This is a genomic window from Methylocella tundrae (assembly GCF_901905185.1).
In the GTDB taxonomy this organism is placed as follows: Bacteria; Pseudomonadota; Alphaproteobacteria; order Rhizobiales; family Beijerinckiaceae; genus Methylocapsa; species Methylocapsa tundrae.
The window spans coordinates 22,571-48,552 of the sequence record NZ_CABFMQ020000082.1 but is presented as its reverse complement, the minus strand read 5'-3'; the positions used below and the strand labels follow the sequence as shown (position 1 = coordinate 48,552).

Here is a 25,982-nt window from a genome sequence, read left to right as displayed (position 1 = left end):
ATCCGCTCGGGGGGCGCACCAAGCACATGGCCGCCGTGGTCGAAGTAGAGTCGATAGTCACGCCTGCAACGGCATCACCACCTCTGTCCACTCAAACCGTCTCAATCGATGCTCAGTGCATTGGCGACCGATGGGCCGCGCATGATGGAACGAGGCTGGCAAAGCTGATCGCCATCATTGCAATGGGCCAGGCGGCCTATGCCGGCTACATCCTCAGGGAGCTCCTTCCGGCCGCTCCGGCCTTTTCCGACGCCGACTTGCGTCAAGAAGCACGGGTCAGGATGACGGTTCAGGACGATGTCAAAACGCCGCGAACCGGTTATCCCCGGTGGCAGCGCGACGGTTTCATCTTTGAAGCGATCTCCTGGATCGCCGCGCGGCAAGTCTATGGAACGGACGTGCTGCTAAAAGACCCGCATGTGAGCGCCACATCTCAAGGCCTGGACGGCCTGATGATCGAACTGGCCGACGACAAATCAAAAGTCGTGATGACGACGATTTTCGAGGACAAATGCACTGACGATCCCAGGAACACGTTTCTCAAAAAAGTCATTCCTGCGTTCCTTGACCGCCACAAGAACAAGCGATCCGCCGAGCTCGTCGCCACCGCATCCGCGCTGTTGCGCATGAGCGCCATCGATGAGGGTGCGTCCGTCAAACTGGCGGCAAACGTCATGGATCGTACGCAGCGAAGTTACCGCGCGGCCTTCGCGCTGCCCAAGGATCAGGACAGCCAGGCCGAGCGGCAGAAACTCTTCAAGGGATACGACGCACTCGATGGCCTCAGTCAAGACCGCCGCATCGGCGCCAGCTTGATTGTCGAAGGAAAGGTCCGCGACTGGTTTGATAGCCTTGCAGCGCAGGCGATCACCTATCTCGACGAGCTAGAGACGGAGGATGCCTGATGTTCGATTCCGCCACGGCTCAGCTGCTCCGATCGGCGCCACCCGTTCCGGGCCTCGATCCGCAGAGCATCCCGGCGTTGCTGACGAGGCACTATGCGAACCTGGTGTCGGCGCGATTGAGCGGCACAAGCGACGCAGCCAGCGACGGTGAAAGCGGGTGGACGCTTGAACGCATCTCGGACACTTACGAGCTGGTCACATCGCTCCAGACCGAGGGCTCTGTACGCAGGGCGGCCGCATTCGTAGCAGGAACAGCCCAGCAAATCCTAGCGCGCCGGCAAGCGGCCGCATCTGCTGGTCACGCCGTCGTATCAAATGTTGACAGGGACCGCCTCGATCCGACGATCGCCGCCGCCCTGCTGTTTCTTGCCGCAGAACAATATGCCGACGCCCACGAAGCGGCCTCGCACATCCTTCCCCGTCGTGATGGTCAAAGTTACGAGGCGACCATTCTGTCTGAGAATGTCGCCGACCTGGCTCGCGGCCAGCTCGACCGCATCTACGAGCGTGCGTCGCGATGGCGGGCAAGGCGTCGAGAGATTGGCCTGGAAGAGCAAGCGCTCGCAGCACTGCTCGAGGCTCTCATTGTCGGCATCGAGACGCTTGCCGCGCGCTTCCTCGGACTACCAACACCGCAGCCCGCCGTTGGACGTTTCGATACGGCGCGCGCCGCCTTCGAGCGCGTGCTGCAGCTCTCGGCTGTCTTCGACGATCAATACGGCGATGTGCTCGGTGGCAATATCCTCAACATTTACGCAGGACCGCATCACCTCGCATCGCTCCTGATCGCGGCCCATGATGGTATCGCCAGCGCCGCACTCGCGGACCTCCCCCCTCCCGGCGGAGCCGACGCAAAATTTTGGGGGAAATGGATCCGCGCGAGAGCAAATGCTTTCCCGTTCCTATGGCCGAACCACCGCGAGGCTGTCGCGCAGGGTTTCCACGATACCGGCAAGTCGGCCGTTGTGGTCCTTCCCACAGGAGCAGGCAAGACGACCGTCTCTTCACTGAAGCTGGCGGGCGCTCTCGCCCGTGGCAAAAAGGTCGTGTTTCTCGCGCCGACGCATGCTCTTGTTGAGCAGCTCACCGGCGATCTGCAGGAGATCTTCCCACAGGAACTCCTTGGCTCGGTCGTCTCCAGCGATTTTGATTTGCTCTTCCAACTGGACGCGCAGCTCAGGGATATCGAGGTGATGACGCCGGAGCGTTGCCTCGCGATGCTCTCGTTTGCACCCGAAGCGTTTTCAGATGTGGGGCTTCTCGTCTTTGACGAATGCCACCTCTTGAGTCCCCAGTCAGGCAAGATCCGGCGTGCGCTCGACGGCATGCTCTGCGTCCTCGGATTCAATCACATCGCGCCCGATGCCGATCTGCTTTTCCTGTCGGCGATGCTCAAGAACGGTCCCGAATTCGCCGACTGGATCCATCATTTCACCGGACGCGACTGCGTGTGCGTTGACCTCTTGTGGAAGCCGAGCCGGCAGGCACGAGGCGTGCTGATCTACAAAAACGGAGAGCTGGAAGACGCGAAGAAGGCTGCGATGGCCGCCCAGCTCGCCGAGAACACGAAAAAGGCGAAGAAGGCGAAGGGGCTTCGCGCTGTCGCGAAGCGAGAACTCGCCGCGCGCCCATGGGCGATCTGGGGACTGCAACATAATTGGCAGGGGCAAAAGCAGGCTCACTGTATGACGCAGGTGCTCGACGCGCCCGTCGAGCTCGTCGGCGACATCAAGTATGGTTCGCTCCAAATAAAGCCGAATGCGAATCGTGTCGCCGCCAAACTGGCCATCTCCGCAACTCGGACCGGTCTAAAATCCATTGTGTTCGTCAACACGAAGAGCGACGCGGTCTCGGTCGCGGGCGAGATATCAGCCGAACTGAACGAGAAGATCGACGTCACCGAAGCCGAGCAGGAACGCTGGGACGCGCTCGAGGCCGAACTCGGCGGTCTCAAGCATTCCTTGCTCCCTCAACCCGCGATCGCCGTTCCACACAACTCGGCCATGCTTCGCCTCGAGCGCGATCTCGCGGAACGCATGTTCAAACGCGCCAACGGCGCGAAGGTCATCGTCGCGACACCGACACTCGCCCAGGGCCTCAACCTTCCTGCCCAACTGGCGATCCTGGCTGGCGACAAGCGCGCCGACGCTGAACAAAAGGGGCGCGCGGATCTCGAGGCACATGAGATCCTGAACGCCGCCGCCAGAGCCGGTCGAGCAGGTCATCTCGCCAATGGCGTCGTGCTGCTGATCCCCGAACCGATCATCAGCTTCTCCGAAGGCGAGCCCTTGGGGAGGAAGGTTATCAAAAAGCTGAAGTCTGTTCTTCCGGAAGACGATCGCTGCGTCGTGATCTCCGATCCGCTCGAGATCGTGCTGGACAGGCTCATGCAGGGTCAAACGATCGATCCCGATGTCCGCTATGTCGTCAATCGAATGGCGGCGCTTCGCGAAGCGGAAGGAGCGGAGGAGCCCAACGTCCTTTTCGATCTTCGAAAGTCGTTCGGGGCGTTCGCCGCACGAAAGCGCCATTCCGAAGCGGAATTTGAAGCCAAGATCACTGATCTCAAGAAGGCGATCGCGATGGATGCGCCGGGAGAGGTCGACAACACCATCGCGGAACTCGCCTCTCAGAGCGGGCTGTCGATGAACCTGCTGCTCCGGCTGCGAAAGAGGATCGCCGGTGGCGCCGGATCGTTGCCCATAACGATCGGCGGATGGCTGACCTGGACGATCGACTGGCTGACGGCTGACGACGATGCCCGCCATTGGCTGCTGGGCGGCGTAAGCCGGTCGCTCATGGCATCATGCGGGCGAAAGCGGGGCGCAGAACTCACTGCCAAGGAGTTGGCGCTTATACTCCCTGGTCTCGTCGCATGGATCAACGGCAAGCCTCTTTGCGAGGTCGAACGTGCATTGGGCGGAGATCCCGATTCCGACGACGACGCGGAGAAGATGTGTCCAAGGGCGCGTGAGCTTGTCGGAACAGTCGTGCCTCGAGGTCTCTCGTTCATCGTCGGACTGGTGTCACATGTCGTCGAGGAGGTTGACCCTTTTGGCCAGCAGGAAAAGCTGGATCGACAGGTCATTGAGTGTCTTGGCCCGGCCGTACGCAAGGGCTACGACACACCGGCGAAGGTTTTTCTCTCAAGCAATACACCGGCTCCTCTCAGCCGAGTTCAACTCCACGAGTTGGCGTTGCGGCAAAGCTTCTCGGAGTAGCGGCCTGATCACAATTGACATCGGCGGGAGCTCGTACGGCATGTCTGCTTTACAGCATAGCCTTTCGCAAGCGGACCGTCTGTTTGCGGCCCAGAGCAACAGTCTGAACGCCGCGACGCAAAGGACCGCCGCGCGGGTGTCTCCCGCCATTGGGGCGGGCCGTTCGTTCGTCCTCATATCTTGGCTTTGAGGTCTTGCCCAACTCGCAAACTCACCGTCTTGCTCGCCTTGATCTTGATGCTCTCGCCCGTCGCCGGATTGCGCCCCGTCCGGGCTGCGCGCTTTTTGACCTGCAAAATTCCAATTCCGCTGATGCGAACTTTTGCGCCCTTTTTTGAGATGCTTGATGATGCTGTCGATCATGTCGCTGAAGATCGCTTCGACCTGTTGTTTCGGAAGCTCATGCGCCTCAGCGAGTTGAGCCCCGTTCTGCTTCAGCGTGATCGTCGTTTGGGGCGCGGCCGCTTTCACCGCCGCGGGTTTGGCGGATGAGGCTCTTACGCTTGCGGCGCTCTGTTTCTTTGCGACGCCTTCCGGTTTCTTCGCCGGCACTGCTTTCTTGACCACTCTCGAATCTCCTCCTGCCATATTTGCAATCCGCCAGATCGACGCGGCCGCCCCGCAAAGCGACGCAAGGACGGCGTCGCCTCGATATTGTCCGACCAGAAATCGTCCGCGCGCGCCGCGATCGGATGACTCAAATGGCTCGCCGACGACGTCGTTTCGTTCAACGAAATTCCTCACAGGCCCGGACTTGGTCCTGCGGCAGCGGCTTCAACGACCTTGACCAGCCGGAAACCGCGCCTTCTTCAACCGGCAACCTCAGTTTCGCCGCCGCTAGCCTCTGGCGAGGGACGAGCGCGTCGGCCGCGCGTCTTCGGCGCCGCCCATTTCCCGTCGGTGTTTTTGGCGAGCCCGCGCTTTTTCAAAGCCTGCAGCGCAAAGGATACGGATCGATTGGAGACGTCCTGGCCCATGGCCTTGATGTGCGCGGAGATCTTCGTGGCCGAAAGAGCGCCCTGCTGGCCGAGAACCTCGGTGATTGCCGCGCCGATGGTCTGGCGCGTCGCGGACGGCTCGCTAGCCTTCTCGCCGCCGAGTTTTGGACGGCGGGTCGCGGTTGCCTCTGCTTTCAGCGCCGCCTTCGGCCTTGGCTTTTGCCTCGGCTTTGGCGCCGACGCTGTTCCTGTCTTTCGCGCCGCGGCCTTTTCGAGCGACAGGAGCTCACGCTCGGCTACGCGTAGATCGGCGATCTTCGCTTCGAGTTCGGCGATCTTCGCGCCAATTTGTTCCAATGCCGTGGCCATGACGCCTTCTTTGCTTGTTCGATTGACGGGAGCCCGCGCTTTCAGCGGGCCTGGATTCTCTATTTCGGAAGCTTTGGAGCAGGGCCGCCGCAAATTCGATAATCGGCTTTCGCGCCCTGGCAGAATCCCGACTGATTCTGTGACTCGCACAATTTCATTTTCGAATCTACAGCGTAGACAATGTCAACAATGATCTTTGGGAGCGCGGCGCGAGAGCGATCTGCCGCTGAAGCTGCAAGGATCGTCCAGCGTCGTTTTAAACGCCACCAGATTGATGAGCGCTCCTGGACGCCACACCCGGTGGAGCGACCGAGCCTCCAAATGTCCCGACCGCTTGTTTCCTCGCGTCCTGCAGAACGGCTTCGTGCGGGTAGGGCGCTTCGGATTGTTTTCCTCCGAAACCGATCAGTCGGTCGCAACGGAATGGATCGGCGAAGCCGAGGCTGCGCCTCCGTTTTCTGACACCCGCCCGCGTCTCGCGACAGCGCGACTTGAATCGTGACCGGAGCGGTCACGTCCCCTTTGGAGAGGGAGAGTGCGGACGGTTTTTCCGTGACGGGTTTTGGGTTCGGGAGAGAGACTTCCGGCGCCCGTCTTGGAGATACCCCATGAACGTCAATACTTCGCGCGCTTCTGCTGCCGATCGAGCGGTTTCGCCCGGATTCAAGGTCGACGTCTCGCGTGGCGAGAGGATCGGCCGCGTCTCGTCCGAATGGTTCTCTCGACCGGACGACGAGCGCTATCTGTCGCTGTCGGAGCTCTATGCCGCGGTCCGCGCCCGAGCGGATCGGGCAACGGCCCGAACCGTCGAGAGCCGCACCGTCCGGGTTGAAGCCAATCGAGACGACGCCGGGCGGCTGGCGCTGATCGTGCCCGATAGAGAAGCGCGGGTTGTTCCGACGCATTGGAGCTTCGGCCAGCTCTGCGGCCTGGTCGGCGCGCCGTCGGGCTATCTGCGCGATCTGCCGGCTCCCCTGGCTGCGATCAACCTCCAGCACGGTCTGCTTACTCACCGCGCCGAGCTGGTAAAGACTCTGGAGGCGGAGGATGGCCGGGTCGAACTCCGCGCCGTCACAGGCCCGGACTATGGCCGCATCTGGGACCATGAGCTGGTCGCCGCGGTGATGAAGATCGCCGGAGACGGTACGGGAGACACGCGCTGGAAAGTGCCGGGCGTGCTCGACTGGGCGACCATGACCCACAACCCATTCGTGGACGTGACCAAGGATACCACCACGCTCTACGCCAGCGACCGCGACGTCTTCCTGTTCCTGGTGGACGATACACATCCGATCGAGGGTGGACGTCTGCCGAACGGCGACCCGGACTTGTATTTCCGCGGCTTCTACTGCTGGAACAGCGAAGTGGGTTCGAAGACCCTCGGCATCGCCTCCTTCTATCTCCGCGCGGTGTGCATGAACCGCAATCTCTGGGGCGTCGTGGGATTCGAGGAAATCAGCATCCGGCATAGCAAATTCGCCGCGCAGCGCTTCGCCCATGAGGCGGCGCCGGCGCTGACCAGTTTCGCTCAATCCTCGCCCGCCCCCTTCATCGCGGGGATCAAGGCGGCGCGCGAAAAAATCGTCGCGCGCAAGGACGAAGATCGCGAAGCATTCCTGCGCCAGCGCGGCTTCAGCAAGGCGGAGACCGCGAAGGTGATCGCGACTGTCTTGGACGAAGAAGGCCGGCCGCCCGAAAGCGTGTTCGATTTTGTTCAGGGCGTCTCCGCGCTGGCGCGCGCCAAGCCGCACCAGGATGCGCGACTGGAACTTGAGGGCAAGGCCAAGATCCTGCTGGAGCGTGCGGCCTGATCATCGTGAGGCCGCAGCGCCGCGTCTGCGGCTCTACGGCGCCCCGCTTCGTGCGCGCCGCGAGATTCGAGAGGAAGAGGCAAGCTGAATTTTCGTGACGGGTTGGAAGCCGAGAGAGAGGCTCTCGGCGCCCGTCGCGGAGAAACCGAGATGGCCAAGGCCATTCAGAAAATCACCCTCAGCGCTTCGCGCGACATTCCCTTCGACAAGCTCATCCTGTCCCAATCGAACGTCCGGCGCATCAAGGCCGGCGTGTCGATCGAGGAGCTGGCCGAGGACATCGCCCGGCGCACCCTGCTGCAGGGCCTCACCGTCCGGCCGGTGCGCGACGGCGACGGCAAGGAGACCGGCATCTATGAGATCCCGGCTGGCGGGTGCCGCTACCGCGCCCTCGAATTGCTGGTCAAGCAGAAGCGCCTGGCGAAGACCGCGCCGGTCCCGTGCGTGGTGCGCGAAGAGGGCGTCGCCGAAGAGGACTCGCTGGCGGAAAACATCCAGCGCGCGCCGCTGCATCCGCTGGATCAGTTCCGGGCCTTCCTGGCGCTGCGCGAGAAAGGCCAGTCCGAAGAGGAGATCGCCGCCGCCTTCTTCGTCTCGGTCGCGGTGGTGAAGCAGCGCCTGCGGCTGGCGTCGATCTCGCCAAAACTGCTCGACGTCTATGCCGGGGACGGCATGACGCTCGACCAACTCATGGCCTTTACCGTCAACGGCGACCATGAGCGCCAGGAGCAGGTGTTCGAGCGGCTTTCGCAGTCCTACAGCAAGGAGCCCTATGTCATCCGCCGCATGCTGACGGAAGGCGCGGTGCGGGCGGCGGACAAGCGCGCCCAGTTCATCGGGCTGGAGAGATATCAGGAGGCTGGCGGCGGCATTCTCCGCGATCTGTTCCAGGGCGATGACGGCGGCTGGCTGCAGGACGTCGCGCTCGTCGATCGTCTCGTTGCCGAAAAGCTCGAACGCGAGGCCGAGGCGATCCGCGCCGAGGGCTGGAAATGGATCGAGGTGGCGCCGGAGTTTCCTTATGTGCACGCCTATGGTCTGCGCCAGCTCCGCGGCGAGGAAGTTCGCCTTGCCGCCGAAGAACGAGCCGCCCGCGACGCGCTTCAGGCCGAATACGACGAGTTGGAGCAGACTTACGCCGAAGCGGAGGAGCTGCCCGAGAAGGCTGACCAGCGTCTCGGCGAGATCGAGACGGCGCTCGCCGCCTTTGACGATCGGCCGGTGGCGTTCGATCCCGACGAGATCGTCCGCGCCGGCGCCTTCGTCAGCATCGACGGTTCGGGCAGCCTCCGCGTCGAGCGGGGTTACGTTCGTCCGGAAGATGAACTGCCGGTCGAACCCGAGTCGGGTCCGCACGTCGGAACGGAGGGCGAGACGCCCGACGCCATGACGGCGCGCGCCGAGTATGGCGGAGAGAGCCTGCACGCCGAATCGGAAGAATCCGTCGAACCAGACGAGGATGAAGGACTGCGGCCGATTCCCGACCGACTGATGACGGAGCTGACGGCCCATCGGACCTTGGCCCTGCGCCACGCGCTGGGCGAACAGCCGGATGTGGCTTTCCTCGCGGCCCTTCATGCGCTTTGCCTGAAGGCGTTCTACCGCTATGCGGCCGACTCCTGTCTGGAGCTCGATCTGAAGAGCGTCGGCTTCGGCGCGCAGGCGCCGGGGTTGAACGATACGGCGCTTGCCGCCCGCTTCGATCAACGCCATCATACTTGGGCTTCCAACCTGCCGAAGGAGCCGATCGACCTATGGGCTGCGTTGACCGCGTTCGACGTTGATAGCCGCTACGCGCTCTTCGCCCACTGCGTCTCGCTGTCGGTGAACGCGATGTTCGAGCCGTACAATCGCCGGCCGCGCGCGGTCGCCTATGCAGATCGCTTGGCCGAGGCCCTCCACCTCGACATGGCCGCGGCAGGATGGATGCCGACGGTGGAAAACTACCTCGCGCGGGTGACGAAGGCGCGCATCCTTGGCGCGGTCCGCGAGGCCAGAGGCGAACGGGCGGCGCAGCTCCTCGATCATCTGAAGAAGGGCGACATGGCCGAAAAGGCCGAGGCTCTGCTCGCCGGCTCCGCCTGGCTGCCGCAACCGCTGCGTACGCCGGGCCGGGCGATTGTCTCGTCGTCCCTTGCTCCGGAAGATGGTGGGATCACGTCGTTGGACTCGGCTGGTCAGGAAACAGCGGCCGACGGCGACGAAGCGGTCATGATCGAAGTGGAGTCTTCGGCAGAGGACGAGCCGGTCGCGGCCAAATCGCACGCCAACGCGGCCGAGTAGCCAAGTAACAACAAGTCAACCCTCTGGACCCGCCGGCTCGGGCCACTCCGCGAAGCAGGCTTCGCGGGGACCCCGGGTGGCGGGCCTTTTTTCGTCTCGGAGGATGCGATGACGGAAAATGCCGCGGAACTGGCGCGTCGCCTCGGCGATCAGGCCGAGGCAGTGTGCCGACGATATCTGTCCAACGGCCGCCGTGAGGGCCGGTATTGGCTGGTCGGCGACGCGCGAAATACGCCCGGGCGCTCGATGTTCGTGCGCCTTAAGGGCCCCGAAGCCGGCAGAGGCGTCGCCGGCAAATGGACCGACGCCGCCACCGGGGAGCATGGCGACCTGCTCGATATCATTCGCGAATCCTGCGGCTTGATCGACTTCAAGGACGTCGCCGACGAGGCCTGGGCCTTTCTTAGCCTGCCGGATTCTGATCCCGATCCGCGACCGAGGCGAAAGCCGCCCTCGGGGGCGGCCGGATCGCCCGAAGCGGCGCGCCGGCTGTTCGCGATGTCGCAGCCGATGTCGGGCACGCGCGTCGAAACATATCTCCGGAAGCGCGGCATCACGGCGTTGCACGGAACCTGCTCGCTACGCTTTCATCCGCGCTGTTACTACCGGCCCGACGAGCACAGTCCGGCCGAGACTTGGCCGGCGATGATCGCCGCCGTCACCGATCTCAACGGCAAGATCACCGGCGCGCATCGGACCTGGCTCGATCCTGACGATTTCCATACAGTGATGCTCGGGAAGGCGCCGATCGACACGCCGCGGCGCGCGATGGGTGAGCTTCTCGGGCACGCCGTGCGCTTCGGCGCGACTGGCGAGGTCATGGCGGCAGGCGAGGGCGTCGAGACCATGCTGTCGCTGCGCTGCGTCCTGCCTGCCATGCCGATGATGGCGGCGCTCTCGGCCGCGCATCTCGCCGCGATCCTGTTTCCCGATACGCTACGCCGGCTCTATATTGCGCGCGACGACGATCCCGCCGGCCACGGCGCGACGAAGGCATTGATCGAGCGGGCGCAGGAGGCCGGGATCGAAGCGATCGCGCTGTCGTCGATGCTCGGCGACTTCAACGAAGATCTGCGCCTCCTCGGCGTCGCTGCGCTCCGGACGGCGGTCAGGATCCAGATCGCGCCGCAGGACGTCGTCCGGTTCATGGGGCTGGCGGCGTAGACCGGAAAGGGAGGATGAGGTCGGCGCCCCCGCCGTTATGGCGGTGCGTCCGTGTTTGTCGCTTGCCCCGGCCGTCGGAGAGGACCGCGCCCTCGGCCTTCTCAAGAGGGCGATTGGGCGGCAAGCGGCTCGTCCCTGCAATGGCTGCGCCCGATTCTTTTCCGCCGGCGGCGACCACCCCGCGCGACAGGTCACGTGGGGACCCCGGATCGCCGCCTTTGCATCGCCAAGCAAAACAATCCGGCTCCGCCATCCTCCGCTCGCGCTTCGGCCCTCCGCTTCGCTGCGGGTGTAGGACCGATCCGCTTGACCGCCTTTCGTCGCCACGAAGGCCGCGATGGGCGCGGTCCATCCGACGAGGGAAAGCCCCGATGACCAGCGACCACGACAACTCCGGCGACGAGCCGCCGCATGCCTCATCCCCCACAGACCGCGTGCTCACCGAACTGCAGCTCTATGGCTATCGTCCCTTCCAGGACGAACCCGATCCGAGACCGCTGCCCGACGCGGGCGTGATCGCCGTCAGCATCGCCGATATCTTCGACGCCCTCGTCGTCGCGCTGGCCGACACCCGCCTCGAACCCGATCTCGAGGATCTGCTCTGGTCGACCGTCAACCTCTTCCACCGCGCCGTCGGTCGGATTGAACGCGACCTCGACGAAAATGAACAGGCGCATCGCCGCTGCCAAAACGAGCAGGACGGTTCGGAAATCCGCTCGGTTGAACTCGAACGCCTCACGGGAGAAGGCCAGACGCTGATCGAGCGCAGGAACTGCATGGAGTTCTTTCGCGACCAGGCCGCCGAGCAGTTTGAGCGCCATGCCCATTCGACTTGGCGGCCGCGTTCGGGATCGAAGGTCAATCACCGCGCGCTGACTTCGGCGATGATCGACAGCCGCGATTTTATCGCCGCGAAGAAGCGCGCCGACAACGAGGTGCTTTTACCGGCGGGCCCCAAGATCGCCGTCACCGGCGGCCTCGACTTCAACGATCACCGCCTGATCTGGGACCGGCTTGACAAGGTCCACGCCAAGCATCCGGACATGGTGCTGCTGCATGGCGGCTCGCCGAAGGGCGCCGAGCTGATCGCCGCCAAATGGGCCGACAATCGCAAGGTCTCGCAGATCACCTTCAAACCCGACTGGGCCAAACACGCCAAGGCCGCGCCCTTCAAGCGCAATGACGCAATGCTCGACGTCCTGCCGATTGGAGTTTTGGTTTTCCCCGGCACGGGCATCCAGGACAATCTCGCCGACAAGGCGAGGAAGCTCGGCGTCCCGGTCTGGCGGTTCAGCGCCGGCGGCGGGTGAGCGGCGCTCCTCACAGCATGTCCGGCCGGAACAGCGATCTACGGCTGATGATCTTGCCGGAGACCATGAAGACGCCGTCGCCCGTGTAATGCAGCGTCTCGGGATGTCTCGGCGACGGGGCGGCATGCGCCTTCACCAGCTCGAAGATGAAAAAGTTGTACTTGTCGACAAGCGCGTCGTCATGCAGCCGGCATTCGAAGTTCGCGTGGCATTCGCCGATCAATGGCGCGTCGACCTCCTGGCCTTTCTGGGGCGTCAGACCGACTTCCACGAATTTGTCGATTTCCGCGCCTGACGTGTTGCCGATCCGGACCACCGTGTCGATCAGCGCCGTCGTCGGGAGATTGATGACGCATTCGCCGCTGTTCCTGATCATATGGAAGCTGTGATTGCCGCCCGAGATCATGCAGCCGACGAGCGATGGCGAGAACTCGAGGATGGTGTGCCAGCCAAGCGTCATGATGTTCGTCTTGTCCCGCCACTTGGACGAGACCAGCACAATCGGCCCTGGCTCCAGATAGCGGCGGACCTGACTGACGGGGAAGTCGCTCTTCCTGGGATGCTTCGTCATTGATTGTTCTTTCTGGCGGGTGCGCTCGGGCCGAGCACCTTAGCGGCCTCCGGCGGCGGCGCCACGACCGCGAGCACGGCGGCAGCGCAAGCGTCGTCGGCCAGTCGACTGGGGCGCCCGTTGGCTCGTCGGCGTCGTTGTCACCGAACCGACACTTGGCGTCGGACCGTTTCCTTCCTCGTCATTTCGGGATCTATCGGCCGCCGCGGGCGCAGCTAACGTCGTCCCGCCTGAATCCCGGCAGATGGCAACGTGGCGGGCAACCTTCTTTTTTCGCTGACGCGCGATGGTATACGGCGTAAAAGTCTCGGTTCCGATGCTTCGCATGACCGCGTGCGGACCGGCGAGGCAGGGCTGGCGCCGAGCGGGCGCCGCCGTCATAGCCGTTCGGGCCGGACAAATGACGTGGCAGATCGCGGCATTCCTTGCTCTCGAGGTTGGACGGGACAAGCGTGGGCAGTGAAGCTCGGCGCGGCATCGCCGGGCCGTCAACTGCGCGGCTCCATGGAACGACACGGACTCAACCGCGGGCTTCTCGCGCGGACTGCCGAAGACACGGATGCAACCGCTGCCCCGCCCGCGGCCAGCATGGGAGGTTTGATGCGGCCATCGCCAGCTAGGCGGGCGTGATCAACGCCGACGGTCGCTGCCGGATTCCTCACTCCTGCGCGAGGTCGCCGCGTTCTCCGTTGATCCATCTCTGTCAGGTTGACCACTCCAAACGGCCTCTCAAATGGCCTGATCTGGCCGAAGGACGGCTGCGCCTCGATCGCCTGACCGCAATGGCGCCGATCGACTTTCTTCCCCTGGCCGCTGCGCGTCCATTCCTCGCGAAACAACAAAGTCGCCTGGCGCCATCCTCCGCTGACGCTGCGGTCCTGACGGATGCGGCGTCGATCGCCTCCAGCCTATCGATCGCCATCGAGGCCGCAATGGCGCGGGCTCGGAACAGAGATCAAGGAGAACCATCATGGCGACCATCGGCACCTTCAAGAAGACTGGCGCGAACGAATTCACCGGCGACATCGTCACCCTCTCGGTCCAGGCCAGGAACGTCCGCATCGTCCCCGAAACCGCTCGCTCGGGCGAGAACGCCCCCAGCCACCGCATCTTCGTCGGCCGGGCCGACATCGGGGCGGGCTGGTCGAAGCGCTCCAACGAGGGCCGCGACTATCTGGGCCTCAAGCTCGACGATCCAAGCTTCATCGCCCCCATCTACGCCAATCTCTTCGACGACGAGGACGGCGACGGGTATAGCCTCATCTGGTCCCGCTCCAACGGGCGACGCGCCAGCGAATAAGCCGCAAGCAGGCAGGGCTCGCCCGACTTCGGGCGGGCTCTTTGCTTCATCACACCCGAAAATCGCACGGGTCACGCGAACGCCTCGCGCCACGTGCGCCCGCCAGTCGCGGTCATTGCGGCCCCTCATGAGCCAGAAACTTTGCCGAACTGCGGCCAAAACCTAGGCCGTCTACCACCGTTAGACACGCCCAGGAGCATTCTTTCGCGTCGATGCGCTCAGACAGCTGCTCTGGGCGGATTTCAGTCAGTCCGCTCCCGGGCCCGCAGTTTGGAAAGCGGCCGTTCTGTCTATGGCGTGGTCGGGCCGAAAGCAGAATGGCGGCTTTGGAGATCTAAAATCAAGATGCGGACGTTGGCCGAGCGTCGATGAACGTCTTGTCCTGACCCATTCCCGACTTTCGAAAAGTCTGCTCTCCGGCAGGTCAGCTAGCAGTGCGGTCACTCTCAGAGAACTGGCCGTTTTCGGACCTTCGCTTTCGACGGCAGGGCTGTGTGGCGTATCAGGAGGTACGCAGTTCCGTTGGCTTAGCCGGCCGCCGGGACCAAATCGACGAACTCCAACGTTTCACTTTTGGGCCGCAAATGATCATCGAGCGGCTTGACTGCCAGCTTGAGCGGCATTTGTCCTGCCATGCCGCTGAATATGCATGTACCGGTCGGTAGCGTCGGAATAGATTCCTCAGTGAGCTTATCGATGTAGGACACGGCGCTTGCAATCGATTGGAGATCCTTCTGATTGATCAGTCGGTGAATGAAATAGTTGTGGGCCTGAGATGTGATGGTATGGGAGATATCGTTGGGTCTTTGACTTGAAATTGTGACGAACACCCCGAACTTGCGCCCTTCCTTGATGATCTCCTCAAACGTCTCCAGGCGGTAGTCCTTCCAGCTTTCCGATTCCCGAAAAGACTCCCGCGACAGGATATTGTGGGCTTCATCGATCACGATATTCAGCGAACGAGTGCCGCCGATCCGTTTATGGTCCTCGTAGATTTTCTTGGCGACCAGCAGAGGAACTGTCTTCTTCATCTCTAGGTTGATGTCGCTTAGGGCGAACACCAGCACATTCGACGTGAAGAGGTTGGCGTCCGGCGCGGGATCAAAAATCTTCCGAATGTCGCCCTGCTTGCTTTTGAGCTTATTGATGGCGGGCGCGATGTGCTCGTTCTGGGCGCGATTTGCTAGGACGTCAGAAATCAACTGGACGTAGCAAAGCATTATCAGGTTCTTGATGTCATCGTCCGCGAGATCAAGCAAATCGACGGTCTGATAGGCGATGGTTTCTGTGATCCGATCCGGGGTCGACCTGAGGTAGATCTGTTGCCCTCGAAGGCGGAACTCCGACTGGATATTATGCCATTCTAGGTCCCCGGCGATCTCGATGACCTCACCATCTGCATTGGTCTCGGGTAGCACCTGTCGGAGATAGTCGAGTAGCAGGTCCGCTCGGATCTTATCTGACATCTGCAAAACCTGGATCACCTGTCGTTGCACTGTGGCGCGCAAGTACTGGGCTGGAACGCCTGCCTCGTTTACCTGCTGCTGGAGTTTGAGAGCTCGCTTCAAAAACGGCTTCTGCGTCTTTTCCGTCGCATCCGCGAGGATGCTGACGATCTCAATATCGTTGAAGCCGCCGGCTCCGAGCGGGATTTTGTCCCCGTTGTCATTTCTGGTGCTCAGATTGAACACTCGCTTGTGCTCGGTGAGGCAATTGTCTCGGATGTACTCGTTGTTAAAATCAAACAGGACGACGCGGCAGTTCGCTTGGAATGCAGCAACGTTGCGAGCTCGCATTTTTGCGATGAACTCCTGATAGATCATTGCGAGGGTGTTCGACTTGCCGCTGCCGGTGTTTCCAAAGATGGCAATATGGCTGTTCATCAGACCGTCGACGGGGAGGGAAATATCATATCCCTCGTACTCGGACCGCGCGATTTCCAGCGCGATCCCTCCATTTTTCAGGAGATTATGGACCTGGTGGACCTTCTCTTTGGTGAGAAGAAACGCCTCGTTTCCGACGAGCGGTAGCTCCTTCGTGCCTCCAAAGAACTCGCCCTTGCGGTCGAGGAAGCCCACCAGCGAAACGGACAGGAACCGTCGGCCGTTCATATACGCCAACTGGCTAGGCCGCTTGTCGTCTGTCTGGGCGTTCTCGCCCTCAACCTTGCCGATGAGGCTGAGGAAACCCTTTCGAATGTCGACATAGCTCCCGACACCGATGTTTCTGATCACATCGCCATCGAAAAACAGCTCCGACAGGTTTTTGTCGCGGTCGACGGAGATGAAAATCTTGCGTCCCGTCACAGCCGAGACTTCACCTACCCGAAGTACGGCCTCTTTCTGAAGGCGGCCCGGCCGGTCAGCCATTCTTTATCTCCGGCAGGACCGCGGAGAGGATGTTGTTCAGCCGCAGGAAGTTGATGTTGGTTCCTGCAGGCGGCCCGATGACGCTGACGTTTCGATGCTTGGCGAACTTGGCTTGGTAAAGAGCAATGTCGTCGTGGCTGTAAGCGAAAATGATCAGCTGTGATGTTGGGTTTCTGAGCGATCTTTTCGTTATGTCCAGGATATGCTCGTCGCTGAACGAGAACCCGAATGCCATCAGAGCGACATTCTCTTGCTCCATCGACTTCGAGAAAAGCCGCAGCAGGTCATAGTACACCCTTTCCATAAGGGTTTCATGGAACTTTCTGAAGTTCGGCATAATCAGAAAATGCTTGCTGAGGTACTCAGAAACCTTCACAGGATCTGCCTTTTCGGCCGGTGTGAGCGGCTGAACAGCGCTTGCGTTATATATGAGGTCTGAGCCCCTCTTCGTCCAGTTCAGCGACCCGTGAGGTTTGATGAGGTTTATGGTCGGAATCTCAACCCGTCGAGCATAAAGGGAGCTCGCCCGATAGGTTCTGTCGAAATATTTTTCTGGCGCGAATGCAAAATTCTCCGACTGCCCGGAAGATCGATCGAAGCCATCATTGATGCTGATACTAGGAGATTTACTCGCAGCGAACTCGATAAACATGTCGTAATTAGTCGAAAATATTGTAGCCTGCCTAGGTAATATCTCGTTCTTTCGGAAAAATAGTATCTGATCAACGATGGAAATGAAATTGCTATAATTATTAAACGCCTCGTCGAGGTCGTCCGAATAGATCGGATCGTCCTTCAGCTGCTTATAGGTCTCGCCGATTGCCTCAATGAAGCCGACCATCTCGCGATCTGCTTCCTTTGCTTTCCCATCCTTAATTAGCTTGTCCAGTTTCTTCTCGATGTCGCCAGCAGTCTTGATCGCTGGTAGGGAGGCTCCGGAGCCAATGAGGAAGTTCAGGTTGCCGGATTGGATGTAAGGCGCGAGGATCTTCGCTGTTTCCTCATCGTCATTGCTAATTATGTGGGATCGCACCATGGCAAACCGTCTCTCAAGCCAGCAGAATCTACAACTAGAGATATGTTAGCTGTCCCTCTGCCGAAGCGATAGGCATCTGCTACTAGGTCCGTTGCCACGGGCGGGAGGGGCGCCAATTGGCCTCCACCTCGCGGCCCGTGAATTCCCGGCGCCTATCCAAAGTCGGCACATGGCACAGGGACGCAATTCGCCGGACCTCGGCGAAGGGTGATCGAGCGGCCTACCAGGGCGCTTAGCACTTGCACGTAGGGAGTGCCAAAATTCATACGCCGTGATATGAATGGCGAACGATTCGCTGCTTGTTGAACCGAATCAATCTGCAAGGTCGGGAAGATGGCTAGATGTACAGCGCCGGTTCGAGGCCATATACGAGGCGGCGGGGCGGACTGTCCTGCATGTAGTGGCCAGTACAGCCGATGGGGCGGAGGCTACAGCTCGTTCTCCCAACCCTCCTATTCAACGCCGTCCTATTCGCCGCCGTCCTACTCCTCGTCGTCGAGCAGTGGCGGCGGCCGCAGCAGTGGACGCAGTAGCCGCACTTCGAAACCTAGGTGGGCGCGAGCCAGTTCGACCGTTTGGTACACGCCTGCCGAGGTGCAGGAGCTCGAACCTGTCCGCGCAACCGTCGAGAAGCAAGCGTCCCTCGACCTCCGAGACATCTTCCTCTGTCATGCGTGGGACGACCGGCAGGGTGCCGCGAAAGACCTGTACGAGCTGCTAAAGGCGCAGGGCGTTAAAGTTTGGTTTAGCGAAGAAGATATCCGACTTGGCGTGCCGTTCCTCCGCGAGATCGACAGGGGTTTAGCGAAATCACGGATTGGCATCGTGTTGGTGACGCCCAACTTCCTGAAGCGCATCCGAGGCGAAAGCATCGCCGATAAGGAGCTTTCGGTGCTGTTGCAGCAGGGCCAGATCGTTCCCATCATGCATGGAACGGACTTCGACGCGCTGCGCGAAGTCAGCCCCATGCTCGCATCTCGCAACGGCCTTAGCACGGCGGAAGACAGCATGGCCGATGTCGCGACCAAGCTCGCCGATCTGGTCGCTCTCTAACTTTGGGCCACGGCGGCCAGCATGGCTGACTCCGTTGATCCACCTTTCTGGCGGTACGCTGCTAAGCCGAACGTCGGCTCTACGGAAGGGCGCGAATGTCAGCTTTTGGCGCATTGATGACCGCCCAATCCTGTTGTCGAGCGTCCGCTCTCGAGCAATCGGAATGCTCGTCCGAACGGGAACGATGGGCGCAAAGCGGTCACGTCTGGGGTGGGCTGAAGCGAACAAAGGCGCCACTTTGGGTGAGTCAGCTAAAGAAGCGCAGCGCATTGGCTCATGCTGCAGGCTTTAGCGTAGCCTTAGTGCGGTTGGACAGTTCCGTGTAACGGTCAGCGATGGCGTTCAAGCTTTCCGCGCCCGCGACGCCGCCGATGATCTGATTGGCAGCGACGCACACGCACATTGCGGCCATGCTTAGATACTCGGCCGTCTCGGCAATCTCAAAGTTCGACACTGCCGGCTCGACATCAATCCCTTCACCTTCCGGATGCGATTCCGGCACAATGTAGCGGTTAAGCGCCGTGACCGAAGGATGAGCGGCGTCCGACGACAATTGCCCATAGAAAATATAGGTCTTTTCGAAGTCGTCCCTGATTTGCGCAACGTGCTTCGGCGAGAGCGTCTTTGCCTTGTCTGATCCCTTGTTTAGATCTCTCATGTACGCTCGCAGCCGCTCGGCCACATCGTCTTCGAGTTGCACTTCGGCCGCGAAAAGTTCCTGGCCGAGCGCGCGGCGGTGGCTCATTTCATCGTCTCGCATTTTGAGGACGAACCCTTCGCCCTCCTCGGCCAGTCCCACGATCCAATAGAGATTCTCGAGGGCGCACCGAGTGATCGTCCGCGCCTCGATTATACGCTTGGCGTCAAGAAGGAAGAAGGGATCTCTTCACGTTAGAAACCGTGCGAGCCAACAACGTCAGCGCTAAAAGCTTTTCATCTGCAAGCCCACGCTCAGTCTTGGCGACATCCGCGTTCGCAAATATTCCAAGGGCAGCGCCGCGAATGTCGGCCACGAAGACCTTCCGCTCCGTGACCATGTCCATCATTTTCCTCCGCGAGTTCAACCTGCGCGTCCGAAGCCTGAAACGGCTCCCCAGCGGACGGCCTGATCAGACAAGCGTGCAAATGGCCTGCCGCGGATTATCTCAGATCGATTCAATGTCCGATTTCGAAATGACGCTTGTCGTACTTGAACGGCAAGCGTAGGCGCGAAACGGCCCTCGACGGACCGCGGCGCCCATGTCAGTCCCGGGAGCGGATTGACGAGTTCGAAGCGATCTAAGCGACAAAAATCCCGATGACACCTACTAGGGGTTCAAGCGGCAGTCCGCCAGAGACAGCTTGAACGCCTTGAGTACGTGTTCGGACGGCATGTAGCCGCCGAGCCCACGCAGGGATTCGATGTTGAAGGTGCGGGGCATCGGTGAGCGGTCGAGAGTCTGAATGCAGATCCTAAATTCGCTGAGCGAGCATACCTCAAATCGGTCCAGCAGGTGCCCCCTGAGTGCAATGGCATGCGCGCGGCCCCGTGGGGTGGCTTCAAGTTCATGTCCGCTTCCGCGATTCTGAAAGATTTAATGAAACGGCTGAATCGGGGGCTCTGCAGTCGGCGCCGCAGCTTCGCGAACGACCTGAGAATCGGAACCTAGCCTTGGAGCGGCGAGATTCGTCGAGAAAAAGGCAGATTAGAGCAAGAAATTTGCACCAGAGGCGGCCCCGATCAGATCCGAACCTCGAAATAATTGTCGGCGATCACGACGTTATCTGGAGGACCGGACGGCTTCTGATCCGTCCGGAGCACAAGCGCCTTCTTCTTCTCGAGCGCCGCGATGAGGTCGGAAAGCGGCAGTCGGCCCCAGTGCTTTTTCAAAGCTTCTTCTTCGTCGACCGGAATTATCGCAGCCTTGAGCGCATCCATCTGGTCGACGCCACGTTGCTTCAGGGTGGCGTTGTGGCTTCCGTGATGTCCGACCTTGTAAAAGATCGTTCTCTTCAAGAGATCCGGTCCGGTAATCTTGCGTCCGTCCTTTTCACACTGCCAGTCCTGCCAGGACTCCCAGTTTCCGACCTGCGCATCGGCGGCAAACAGCAGCACGTCTCCGGTTCCGATATTTCCGAGTTCAAGCGCGAGGACGAGGCTTGTGTTGTTGGTGTAGCTCTGCAGCGCCAGCGCCAATTCGGCCGCGGAGCCCAGCCAGTCGCCGTCGATGCGCCTCCAGTCGTCGTCGCCGCCGTAAAAATGCTTTGTGAAGAATCGCTCGATGCGCCCTTCGGGATCCTGCTGCCCGAATGAAGCGAGATCCTTCTCATTGCGCAGCGGAATCGTCACCCGTCGATGAAACGGCGGGCCGCTGTCTTCGTCGCCTGACAGGCCGAGGGCCGCTAGGACGCCAGCGGGCAGCACTGCGCAGCCGTCCGCCGCCAGACCGTAGGTTTCAGGATTGCTGGTCGAGGGATTGATCTTTCGGATGAGCCTGGGATCATGGGGAGGGCCGAGGGCATAGATGCGGGCGTTGGCGTCGGGAATTTCGAACGGAGCGTCGGTCGGCCTCCACATCCGCGGAGGCTGTGGCGCGGCCATATTTTTCGCTCTGTCGAAGGCGGCCCTTGTGCTCGTATTCGCCGCCGCCACGGCGCTCATGGGCGTGAGGGCAATATCCGACAGCATGTCGGCGTTCGCCCCGTTTCCGGCTGCCCGGAACGCGCTTGCGCAAGCCTGCAGCGTCTTTTCGGCCTTGCCCAGCTCCCTTTTCAGTTGCTTTGCGAGGTCATCGTTCGGGTCTTCGGTCCAGGCGACCCAGACAGCGCCGACAGATAGTTTTTTGAATGAGTCGGCCGCCTGAATGAAGGCTGACAAATGGTCCCAGTGCTCATGGGTGATGGCGAGAACATCAATTTTTCCGTCGGCCTCGTGAACGACATCCTCTACGACCGCCGTCATCTTGCCACTAGCGTTCTCTGTTCCGAGGACAACGCCGCAGTCGATCAGAAGCTTGAAATCATCGCCGTTTTCTCGCTTCACCCGAACAAGGATGCAGTCGCCGAGCCCCTGGCGATAGACGCGGACGGAGGCTCGCTCTTTTGCGCCCGAGCCGCCGATCTCCTTTCCACTTGCCTCCCGGACCGGCGCCTTTGTTTTGGCTTTGCGGGGCGCCCGTGCCAGCTTCGCGGCGCTGGGCGCTTTTGCGATCGAGGTCATGGCGTTCTCCCGCAGCGATGCATGATCGCGAAGGTTTTGCCTCTCCCGGCCGGATCGCCCGGCGGGTAATAGACCTGTCCGTTTTCGGCGGCGCTGGTCATCGCAGCCTGTTGCGCCGACGCCTGATTCTGCACCGACCAGGACGAGAACAGCTTCTTGCGCACGAGGTATTTGAGCCCATTGACGTTGAGATCGAACAGGAGGGTGCATCCGCCGCGATAGCGGTCGCCATTCGGCTCCGCCCTGAAGGTCTGGGTCAGTTCGATCACGAGGGTCGAGGTCGACGAGCCGTCCGGGGCGCTCCGCCGGCACACGCGCACAGAGTGCGCCTCGATAGGACGAATTTCGCCGGCGAAGGATTGCCCGCCGATGACGCCCGTCCACGACTTCGCCGGCTCCTCAAATCCGAGGATTTGCCGCAACAGCCGACGTTTTGGATCGCTCGGATCCGTGAGCCAGTTGTTCAGCTTCCTGCCGTTCTCCTGCGAATGGAAAAACGCGCTCTTGCGATCGATCGTGAGGCCCCAGCTGAGATCGAGCAACGGCAAGATTTTGGAGAACAGGTCGAGCATCTCCGTCTCCATCGCCGGCGGCTCCCAGAGGAGGCTGTCTTCCGCAAGATGGCTGACGCCGGAGGATAGGATCCCGCGCTGGCGAAAGGCGTCGATGAAGGCGACGCGATAGCCGCGATCGTCGTCGCGCACGAGGTCGCGGTCCGCGGTGATGATCGCGCGCAGATAGTCGCCGAACTCCAGATTGACTGGCGGACAATAATCGAGCGCGCGGATGCACATGTTGAGGACGTGGTCGGCCGTCTTCGACGCTTCGCTGGCGAGGCGATTGGCGAGGTCGACCGGGATCGCCCCGCCCGGCAGGATGCCCGAGCCATTCGTCGCGAGCCGGATCAGGTCCGCGCATCGCGACGCATAAATGGTGAGAAAGGCGGCGAACACCGCCGAGACGAGAACCGCGCCGCGATCATGCGGCTCGGTCATATCGTCGCTCAACACGGGGACCGAGGATCCCGTTTCGCCGACGAAGCGCCGCAGGGCGCCATGCATGCCGGTCGCCTCGCCGAACTGTTGGGCGAGGCGCCCGAGGCTGCGTCCGATCTCGGGCGTCGAGCCCTGAGCCCTGCTGATCTGCCGCGTCAGCGATTCCGGCATGGAAAAATGCTGAAAAAGGGCGACGATATCGGCGAAGGCCTCGTGAAACGCAGCCATGTCGAGATTGGTGCGCTCCGAAAAGCGCGGGTGCAATCCGTCGAGCAGCGCATGCGTCGTCTCATGTGCGACGATGTCATGCGAGACGACGCCGAAAATGCCAGCGCCTCTCGTGACCGAGCCAGCGCTATCCGCCGCCTGAAAATAGCCGAACAGGAGCGCAATCTTGTCCGGGTCGTAATAGGCGTTGGCCTCCCGCAGGGCGTGCGGGTAAATTCGGAGCCTCTGCACAAAGCCATTGTCGGCGACGATTTCGCCGGCCTTCCTGGGCCGCCGGCGCGCCCAAAGCGCCTTGCGGCCGAGCGCGCGCTCGAAGCGTTCAATCGTGCGCATCGCGACGGCATAGGCCATCTGCTGATGGAACTGCGGATTGGATTCCGACGGCGCCAATCCGCTCTCGGCGAGCACACGCGGGTCGTTGAGATCGACAGGCGCATAACAGGCGTTGCTTGCCGGATCGACGTCCACCACTTCGAGATATTCCCCAACGGGTCCCGGTTTGAGGTTCGCCTCCCAACGCGTCGTCACCGCGGCGACGCTGACGTCGAACATGGATGGATCGGTTTGCTGGCCGGGGTCGTAGGCGTAGATTCTGAGGCGCCGATAGGGGGGCTCGGGAGGCCGCGGATCAAGCGCCAGCTTGAGAAAATGGCGCTCCATCTCAAGGTCTGCGGGCGTCGGCGCCGGTTTCGCGGTTTGCGTCCCGGGCCGCGGCAGCGGGGCAATGACGCCGCCGTCTGCGCTGGCTTTCTCAAGCGCCGCGCGCAACGGCTTTGAAAGGTCCGGCCGCGCCAGCATTTCCTCAATCAGCCGGCGCCGCGTGGTCGGCGTCCATGTCTCCGTCAGGGTCTCGAGGCCGGATTTCGCGGCGACTTGCGCCGTCTCGAGCTCCAGCATCGCCATGTTCGTTCCGGCCGCCGCCGCGAATCCCGGCGACGCATCGCCGAGCAACAGCTTCAGCAATGCAAAATTGGCGTTGTCGGGCGCCGATCGTGCGAGCCGGGAGGCTGGTGCGGCCTGTCGGGACAGCGCGTCCGCCGCCCGAAGCATGCCATAGCCGAGTTCCTCGGCGTCGGCGGCGGCGCCTTTGGCGGCGCTATCGAACAGCGCCTTGCGCACCGCCTCGACGCGCAACCATCCTTGCGGATAGGCGTCGAACTGGGCGCGGTGCTTTTCGATCCAGAGCGCCGCGGCGCCGGCGACCTGTGGCGTCGCCGAAGACGTTCCATTGCCGTCGAAATCAACGATGGTCGGCACGCCGAAGCGGGCCCACGGCACGTTGGGCGTATAGGCCGCGATCGCTGTAAGCGTCTTGCTCTGCGGACCGTAGTTGCCCGCCATGCGTTTTGGCGGAAGATTCGCGTAAGGATGGCCGTCCGCCATCACGCCGCAGGCCGCGATCACGCGGCCAAAACGCGCCGGATAGACGACAAAACGCGTGGGCGCGTTGCTGTAGTTGTTGCCTGCCGCCGTTACGACGACCACGCCCGCCTCATAAAGCGCATTTATGGCGTCCGCCCAGGCGTCCGAGGGCAGCCCGCCCATGCTCATGCTCACGACATGCACGCGGGTCGCCTCCGACGCGCAGAGCGTGTGGACGTAGTCGAGGCCGCGCGCGATGGAGCTGTTGCTGAACAGCACGACGCTATTGGCGACGCGGACCGGGACGATTTCGGCGTTCGGCGCGCAGCCGAAAGGCTTCAGCCCTGGAACAGCGGCGCCGGCAAGGATGCCAAGCGTTCCGCAGCCGTGACTGAAATTGTTGAAAAGGCCGTCCGACCGGTCTGTCGCGTCATTCGGCCTATCGGCGTCGACGAAATTGCGGGCGAGACGAGGGTTGAGGCCTTTGGGCGTCGATTTATGGCCAGGGTCATAGCCGGTGTCGAGATGGGCGATGCGGACGCCCTGGCCGGAGCCGCCCGCAGCGCCCGCCGCGTCGAACTGGCCATGCCTGCTGTCGCGAAACCAGTAGTTGTTGTTCTTGTCCCCGGCATATCCGTCGCCGATGTCCTGCGGCTGCGACGCTCCCGAACGCATGCCGCGACCTCGGTTTGCCGCAGCGCGGTGCGGGTAGGTCCATTGCTGCTCGACGTCGGGCTCGACGAGCATCACGCCGGCGTTTTGGGCAACGATGTCGTGGCATTGATCCCAGCCGTCGCCATCGAGCGTGGCTGAGGCGGTTGCAAGCCGCCAGACGCCGGAGCTCGCCGCGGCGCCGCGTCCGCGTGTCACCCCGACGCTCTGGAACAAAGGCTCCGTCGCGAAGGCGACCTCAGTCGCCGACAAGCCCATGCGCGCAGAAAGCCGCAAGGGCCCCGGCGCTGTCGCGTCGCGAAATTTGATAAGAAATCGGCTGGTTTTCGAAGCCGTCACGGGATGGCCCCCGGCGTGAACGAAAAAGCCTCAATGCTAGGAATTTGACGAAATCAGAATTACAAAATTGACGGAGTCACTTGGGTTGCGGCCCAAATAAGCCGCGTCTTCTGCCTGAATGCCATATTGCTCTGTCATCGAATGGAAAATGTCAAGCAAGGCATCCAGCGGCGGATGGGTGGAAAGTAAGCGGACAGGAATGAGAGGACGCGTCCCATCATTTGAGCATGCGTTGGATTCCTCGCGGCGGCCCGATCTGCGTGTCCGGTGCCCAGCCGAGGAGGCCAGGATGCTACAGTTCTATGCTCTTGGAGAGGGCCAGCGCATCCTCGATGTCGACGCCGAGATAGCGAACAGTGCCCTCGATCTTCGTGTGACCGAGCAGGATCTGGATAGTCCGCAGGTTTCCCGTCCGCCTTAGATTATGGAGCCTTCGTTCTGCGCAGCGCATGGGTTCCGTAATCCTCGAGCGCAATCCGATTCCCGTCACCCACTCGCCACAAGCCGCGCATGTTGCCGAGTGCTGATATGTTCGGCGTGATCGATCCTGCTTGGAAATACGAAGTTGTCGGGCGCGTCACCTCCGGGCGTGAGACATGCCAGAATGCTGCCGCGGCTTGGCTCAAGGAGCTCAAATTGAGCGGGCCGGCCGGTTTTCTGCTGGATGACGATCGCGCGAGAACGCACCCGGCTGCCACTTACAAAGTCGCCGATCTTGACCTTGACAAGGTCACATCCGCGCAGTTTGCGCATGTCGAGGGATTAAAAGACGCAAGATCCCTAGCCCCTTTGCCAAATCCCTAGCCCCTTTGCCAGTTTTCCACTGATCCACCGGTCTCAGATCGCCAGCGGCCGCG

General features: G+C 61.7%; 16 protein-coding genes and 2 pseudogenes. 8 read left to right on the top strand and 10 right to left on the bottom strand.

Features of this window, described 5'->3' with window-relative positions; genetic code table 11:
• Positions 1–26 precede the first annotated feature (26 nt).
• Both MPC4_RS11240 and MPC4_RS11235 read left to right on the top strand, forming a co-directional pair.
• Positions 27–905, top strand: coding sequence for a hypothetical protein (locus MPC4_RS11240; RefSeq protein ID WP_210253633.1), 879 nt, complete (start codon positions 27–29; stop codon positions 903–905).
• Complete coding sequence (locus MPC4_RS11235; protein ID WP_174512605.1) at positions 905–4,126, top strand: DEAD/DEAH box helicase; 3,222 nt, start codon at positions 905–907, stop codon at positions 4,124–4,126. Before MPC4_RS11240 ends, MPC4_RS11235 begins: the two co-directional genes overlap by 1 nt.
• A 173-nt stretch (positions 4,127–4,299) precedes the next feature.
• On the opposite strand, the pseudogene MPC4_RS11230 reads toward MPC4_RS11235, so the two are convergent.
• Both MPC4_RS11230 and MPC4_RS11225 read right to left on the bottom strand, forming a co-directional pair.
• Positions 4,300–4,714 (bottom strand): annotated as a pseudogene (locus tag MPC4_RS11230) (HU family DNA-binding protein).
• Between the two features lie 221 nt (positions 4,715–4,935).
• Positions 4,936–5,433: a hypothetical protein gene (locus MPC4_RS11225; RefSeq protein WP_174512604.1), complete on the bottom strand. Its 498-nt coding sequence runs from the start codon at positions 5,431–5,433 to the stop codon at positions 4,936–4,938.
• Between the two features lie 608 nt (positions 5,434–6,041).
• Between MPC4_RS11225 and MPC4_RS11220 the strand changes: the two genes are divergently transcribed.
• From MPC4_RS11220 to MPC4_RS11205, 4 genes are all read left to right on the top strand, one after another.
• Positions 6,042–7,244, top strand: coding sequence for a DUF932 domain-containing protein (locus MPC4_RS11220; protein ID WP_174512603.1), 1,203 nt, complete (start codon positions 6,042–6,044; stop codon positions 7,242–7,244).
• Between the two features lie 150 nt (positions 7,245–7,394).
• The gene (locus MPC4_RS11215) at positions 7,395–9,527 is read left to right on the top strand and encodes a ParB/RepB/Spo0J family partition protein (RefSeq protein WP_174512602.1); all 2,133 of its coding nucleotides are present in this window, start codon (positions 7,395–7,397) and stop codon (positions 9,525–9,527) included.
• A 108-nt stretch (positions 9,528–9,635) separates the two neighbouring features.
• Positions 9,636–10,691, top strand: coding sequence for a DUF7146 domain-containing protein (locus tag MPC4_RS11210; protein WP_174512601.1), 1,056 nt, complete (start codon positions 9,636–9,638; stop codon positions 10,689–10,691).
• A 371-nt stretch (positions 10,692–11,062) separates the two neighbouring features.
• Positions 11,063–12,001: a DUF2493 domain-containing protein gene (locus MPC4_RS11205; RefSeq protein WP_174512600.1), complete on the top strand. Its 939-nt coding sequence runs from the start codon at positions 11,063–11,065 to the stop codon at positions 11,999–12,001.
• Positions 12,002–12,011: 10 nt separating this feature from the next.
• Here MPC4_RS11205 and MPC4_RS11200 read toward each other — a convergent pair whose 3' ends face one another.
• A complete protein-coding gene (locus MPC4_RS11200) occupies positions 12,012–12,572 on the bottom strand; it encodes a flavin reductase family protein (protein ID WP_174512599.1) in 561 nt (186 codons plus the stop codon).
• A gap of 970 nt (positions 12,573–13,542) precedes the next feature.
• Here MPC4_RS11200 and MPC4_RS11195 point away from each other — a divergent pair.
• Positions 13,543–13,872, top strand: coding sequence for a DUF736 domain-containing protein (locus MPC4_RS11195; RefSeq protein WP_174512598.1), 330 nt, complete (start codon positions 13,543–13,545; stop codon positions 13,870–13,872).
• A gap of 527 nt (positions 13,873–14,399) precedes the next feature.
• Here MPC4_RS11195 and MPC4_RS11190 read toward each other — a convergent pair.
• Together MPC4_RS11190 and MPC4_RS11185 are read right to left on the bottom strand one after the other, a co-directional pair.
• Complete coding sequence (locus tag MPC4_RS11190; protein ID WP_174512597.1) at positions 14,400–16,241, bottom strand: ATP-binding protein; 1,842 nt, start codon at positions 16,239–16,241, stop codon at positions 14,400–14,402.
• Positions 16,234–17,277, bottom strand: a complete 1,044-nt coding sequence (locus tag MPC4_RS11185; RefSeq protein ID WP_174512596.1) for an SIR2 family protein — start codon at positions 17,275–17,277, stop codon at positions 16,234–16,236. The genes MPC4_RS11190 and MPC4_RS11185 overlap by 8 nt, the downstream gene beginning before the upstream one ends.
• 594 nt (positions 17,278–17,871) lie before the next feature.
• Between MPC4_RS11185 and MPC4_RS21490 the strand changes: the two genes are divergently transcribed.
• Positions 17,872–18,330 carry a toll/interleukin-1 receptor domain-containing protein gene (locus MPC4_RS21490; protein WP_280514788.1) on the top strand — a complete coding sequence of 153 codons (459 nt, stop codon included), beginning with the start codon at positions 17,872–17,874 and terminating at the stop codon, positions 18,328–18,330.
• Between the two features lie 274 nt (positions 18,331–18,604).
• Here the strand turns inward: MPC4_RS21490 and MPC4_RS11175 are convergent, their stop codons facing one another.
• The 5 genes and pseudogenes from MPC4_RS11175 to MPC4_RS11155 all read right to left on the bottom strand — a co-directional run.
• Positions 18,605–19,165: a hypothetical protein gene (locus tag MPC4_RS11175; protein ID WP_244628966.1), complete on the bottom strand. Its 561-nt coding sequence runs from the start codon at positions 19,163–19,165 to the stop codon at positions 18,605–18,607.
• A 28-nt stretch (positions 19,166–19,193) separates the two neighbouring features.
• Positions 19,194–19,373, bottom strand: a complete 180-nt coding sequence (locus MPC4_RS11170) for a hypothetical protein (protein WP_210253632.1) — start codon at positions 19,371–19,373, stop codon at positions 19,194–19,196.
• Positions 19,374–20,050: 677 nt separating this feature from the next.
• Positions 20,051–21,529: an MBL fold metallo-hydrolase gene (locus MPC4_RS11165; RefSeq protein ID WP_174512592.1), complete on the bottom strand. Its 1,479-nt coding sequence runs from the start codon at positions 21,527–21,529 to the stop codon at positions 20,051–20,053.
• Positions 21,526–25,062: a S8 family serine peptidase gene (locus MPC4_RS11160; protein ID WP_174512591.1), complete on the bottom strand. Its 3,537-nt coding sequence runs from the start codon at positions 25,060–25,062 to the stop codon at positions 21,526–21,528. The genes MPC4_RS11165 and MPC4_RS11160 overlap by 4 nt, the downstream gene beginning before the upstream one ends.
• Before the next feature lie 355 nt (positions 25,063–25,417).
• Positions 25,418–25,872: pseudogene (locus tag MPC4_RS11155) on the bottom strand (tyrosine-type recombinase/integrase); the annotation flags it as partial.
• Positions 25,873–25,982: the final 110 nt, after the last annotated feature.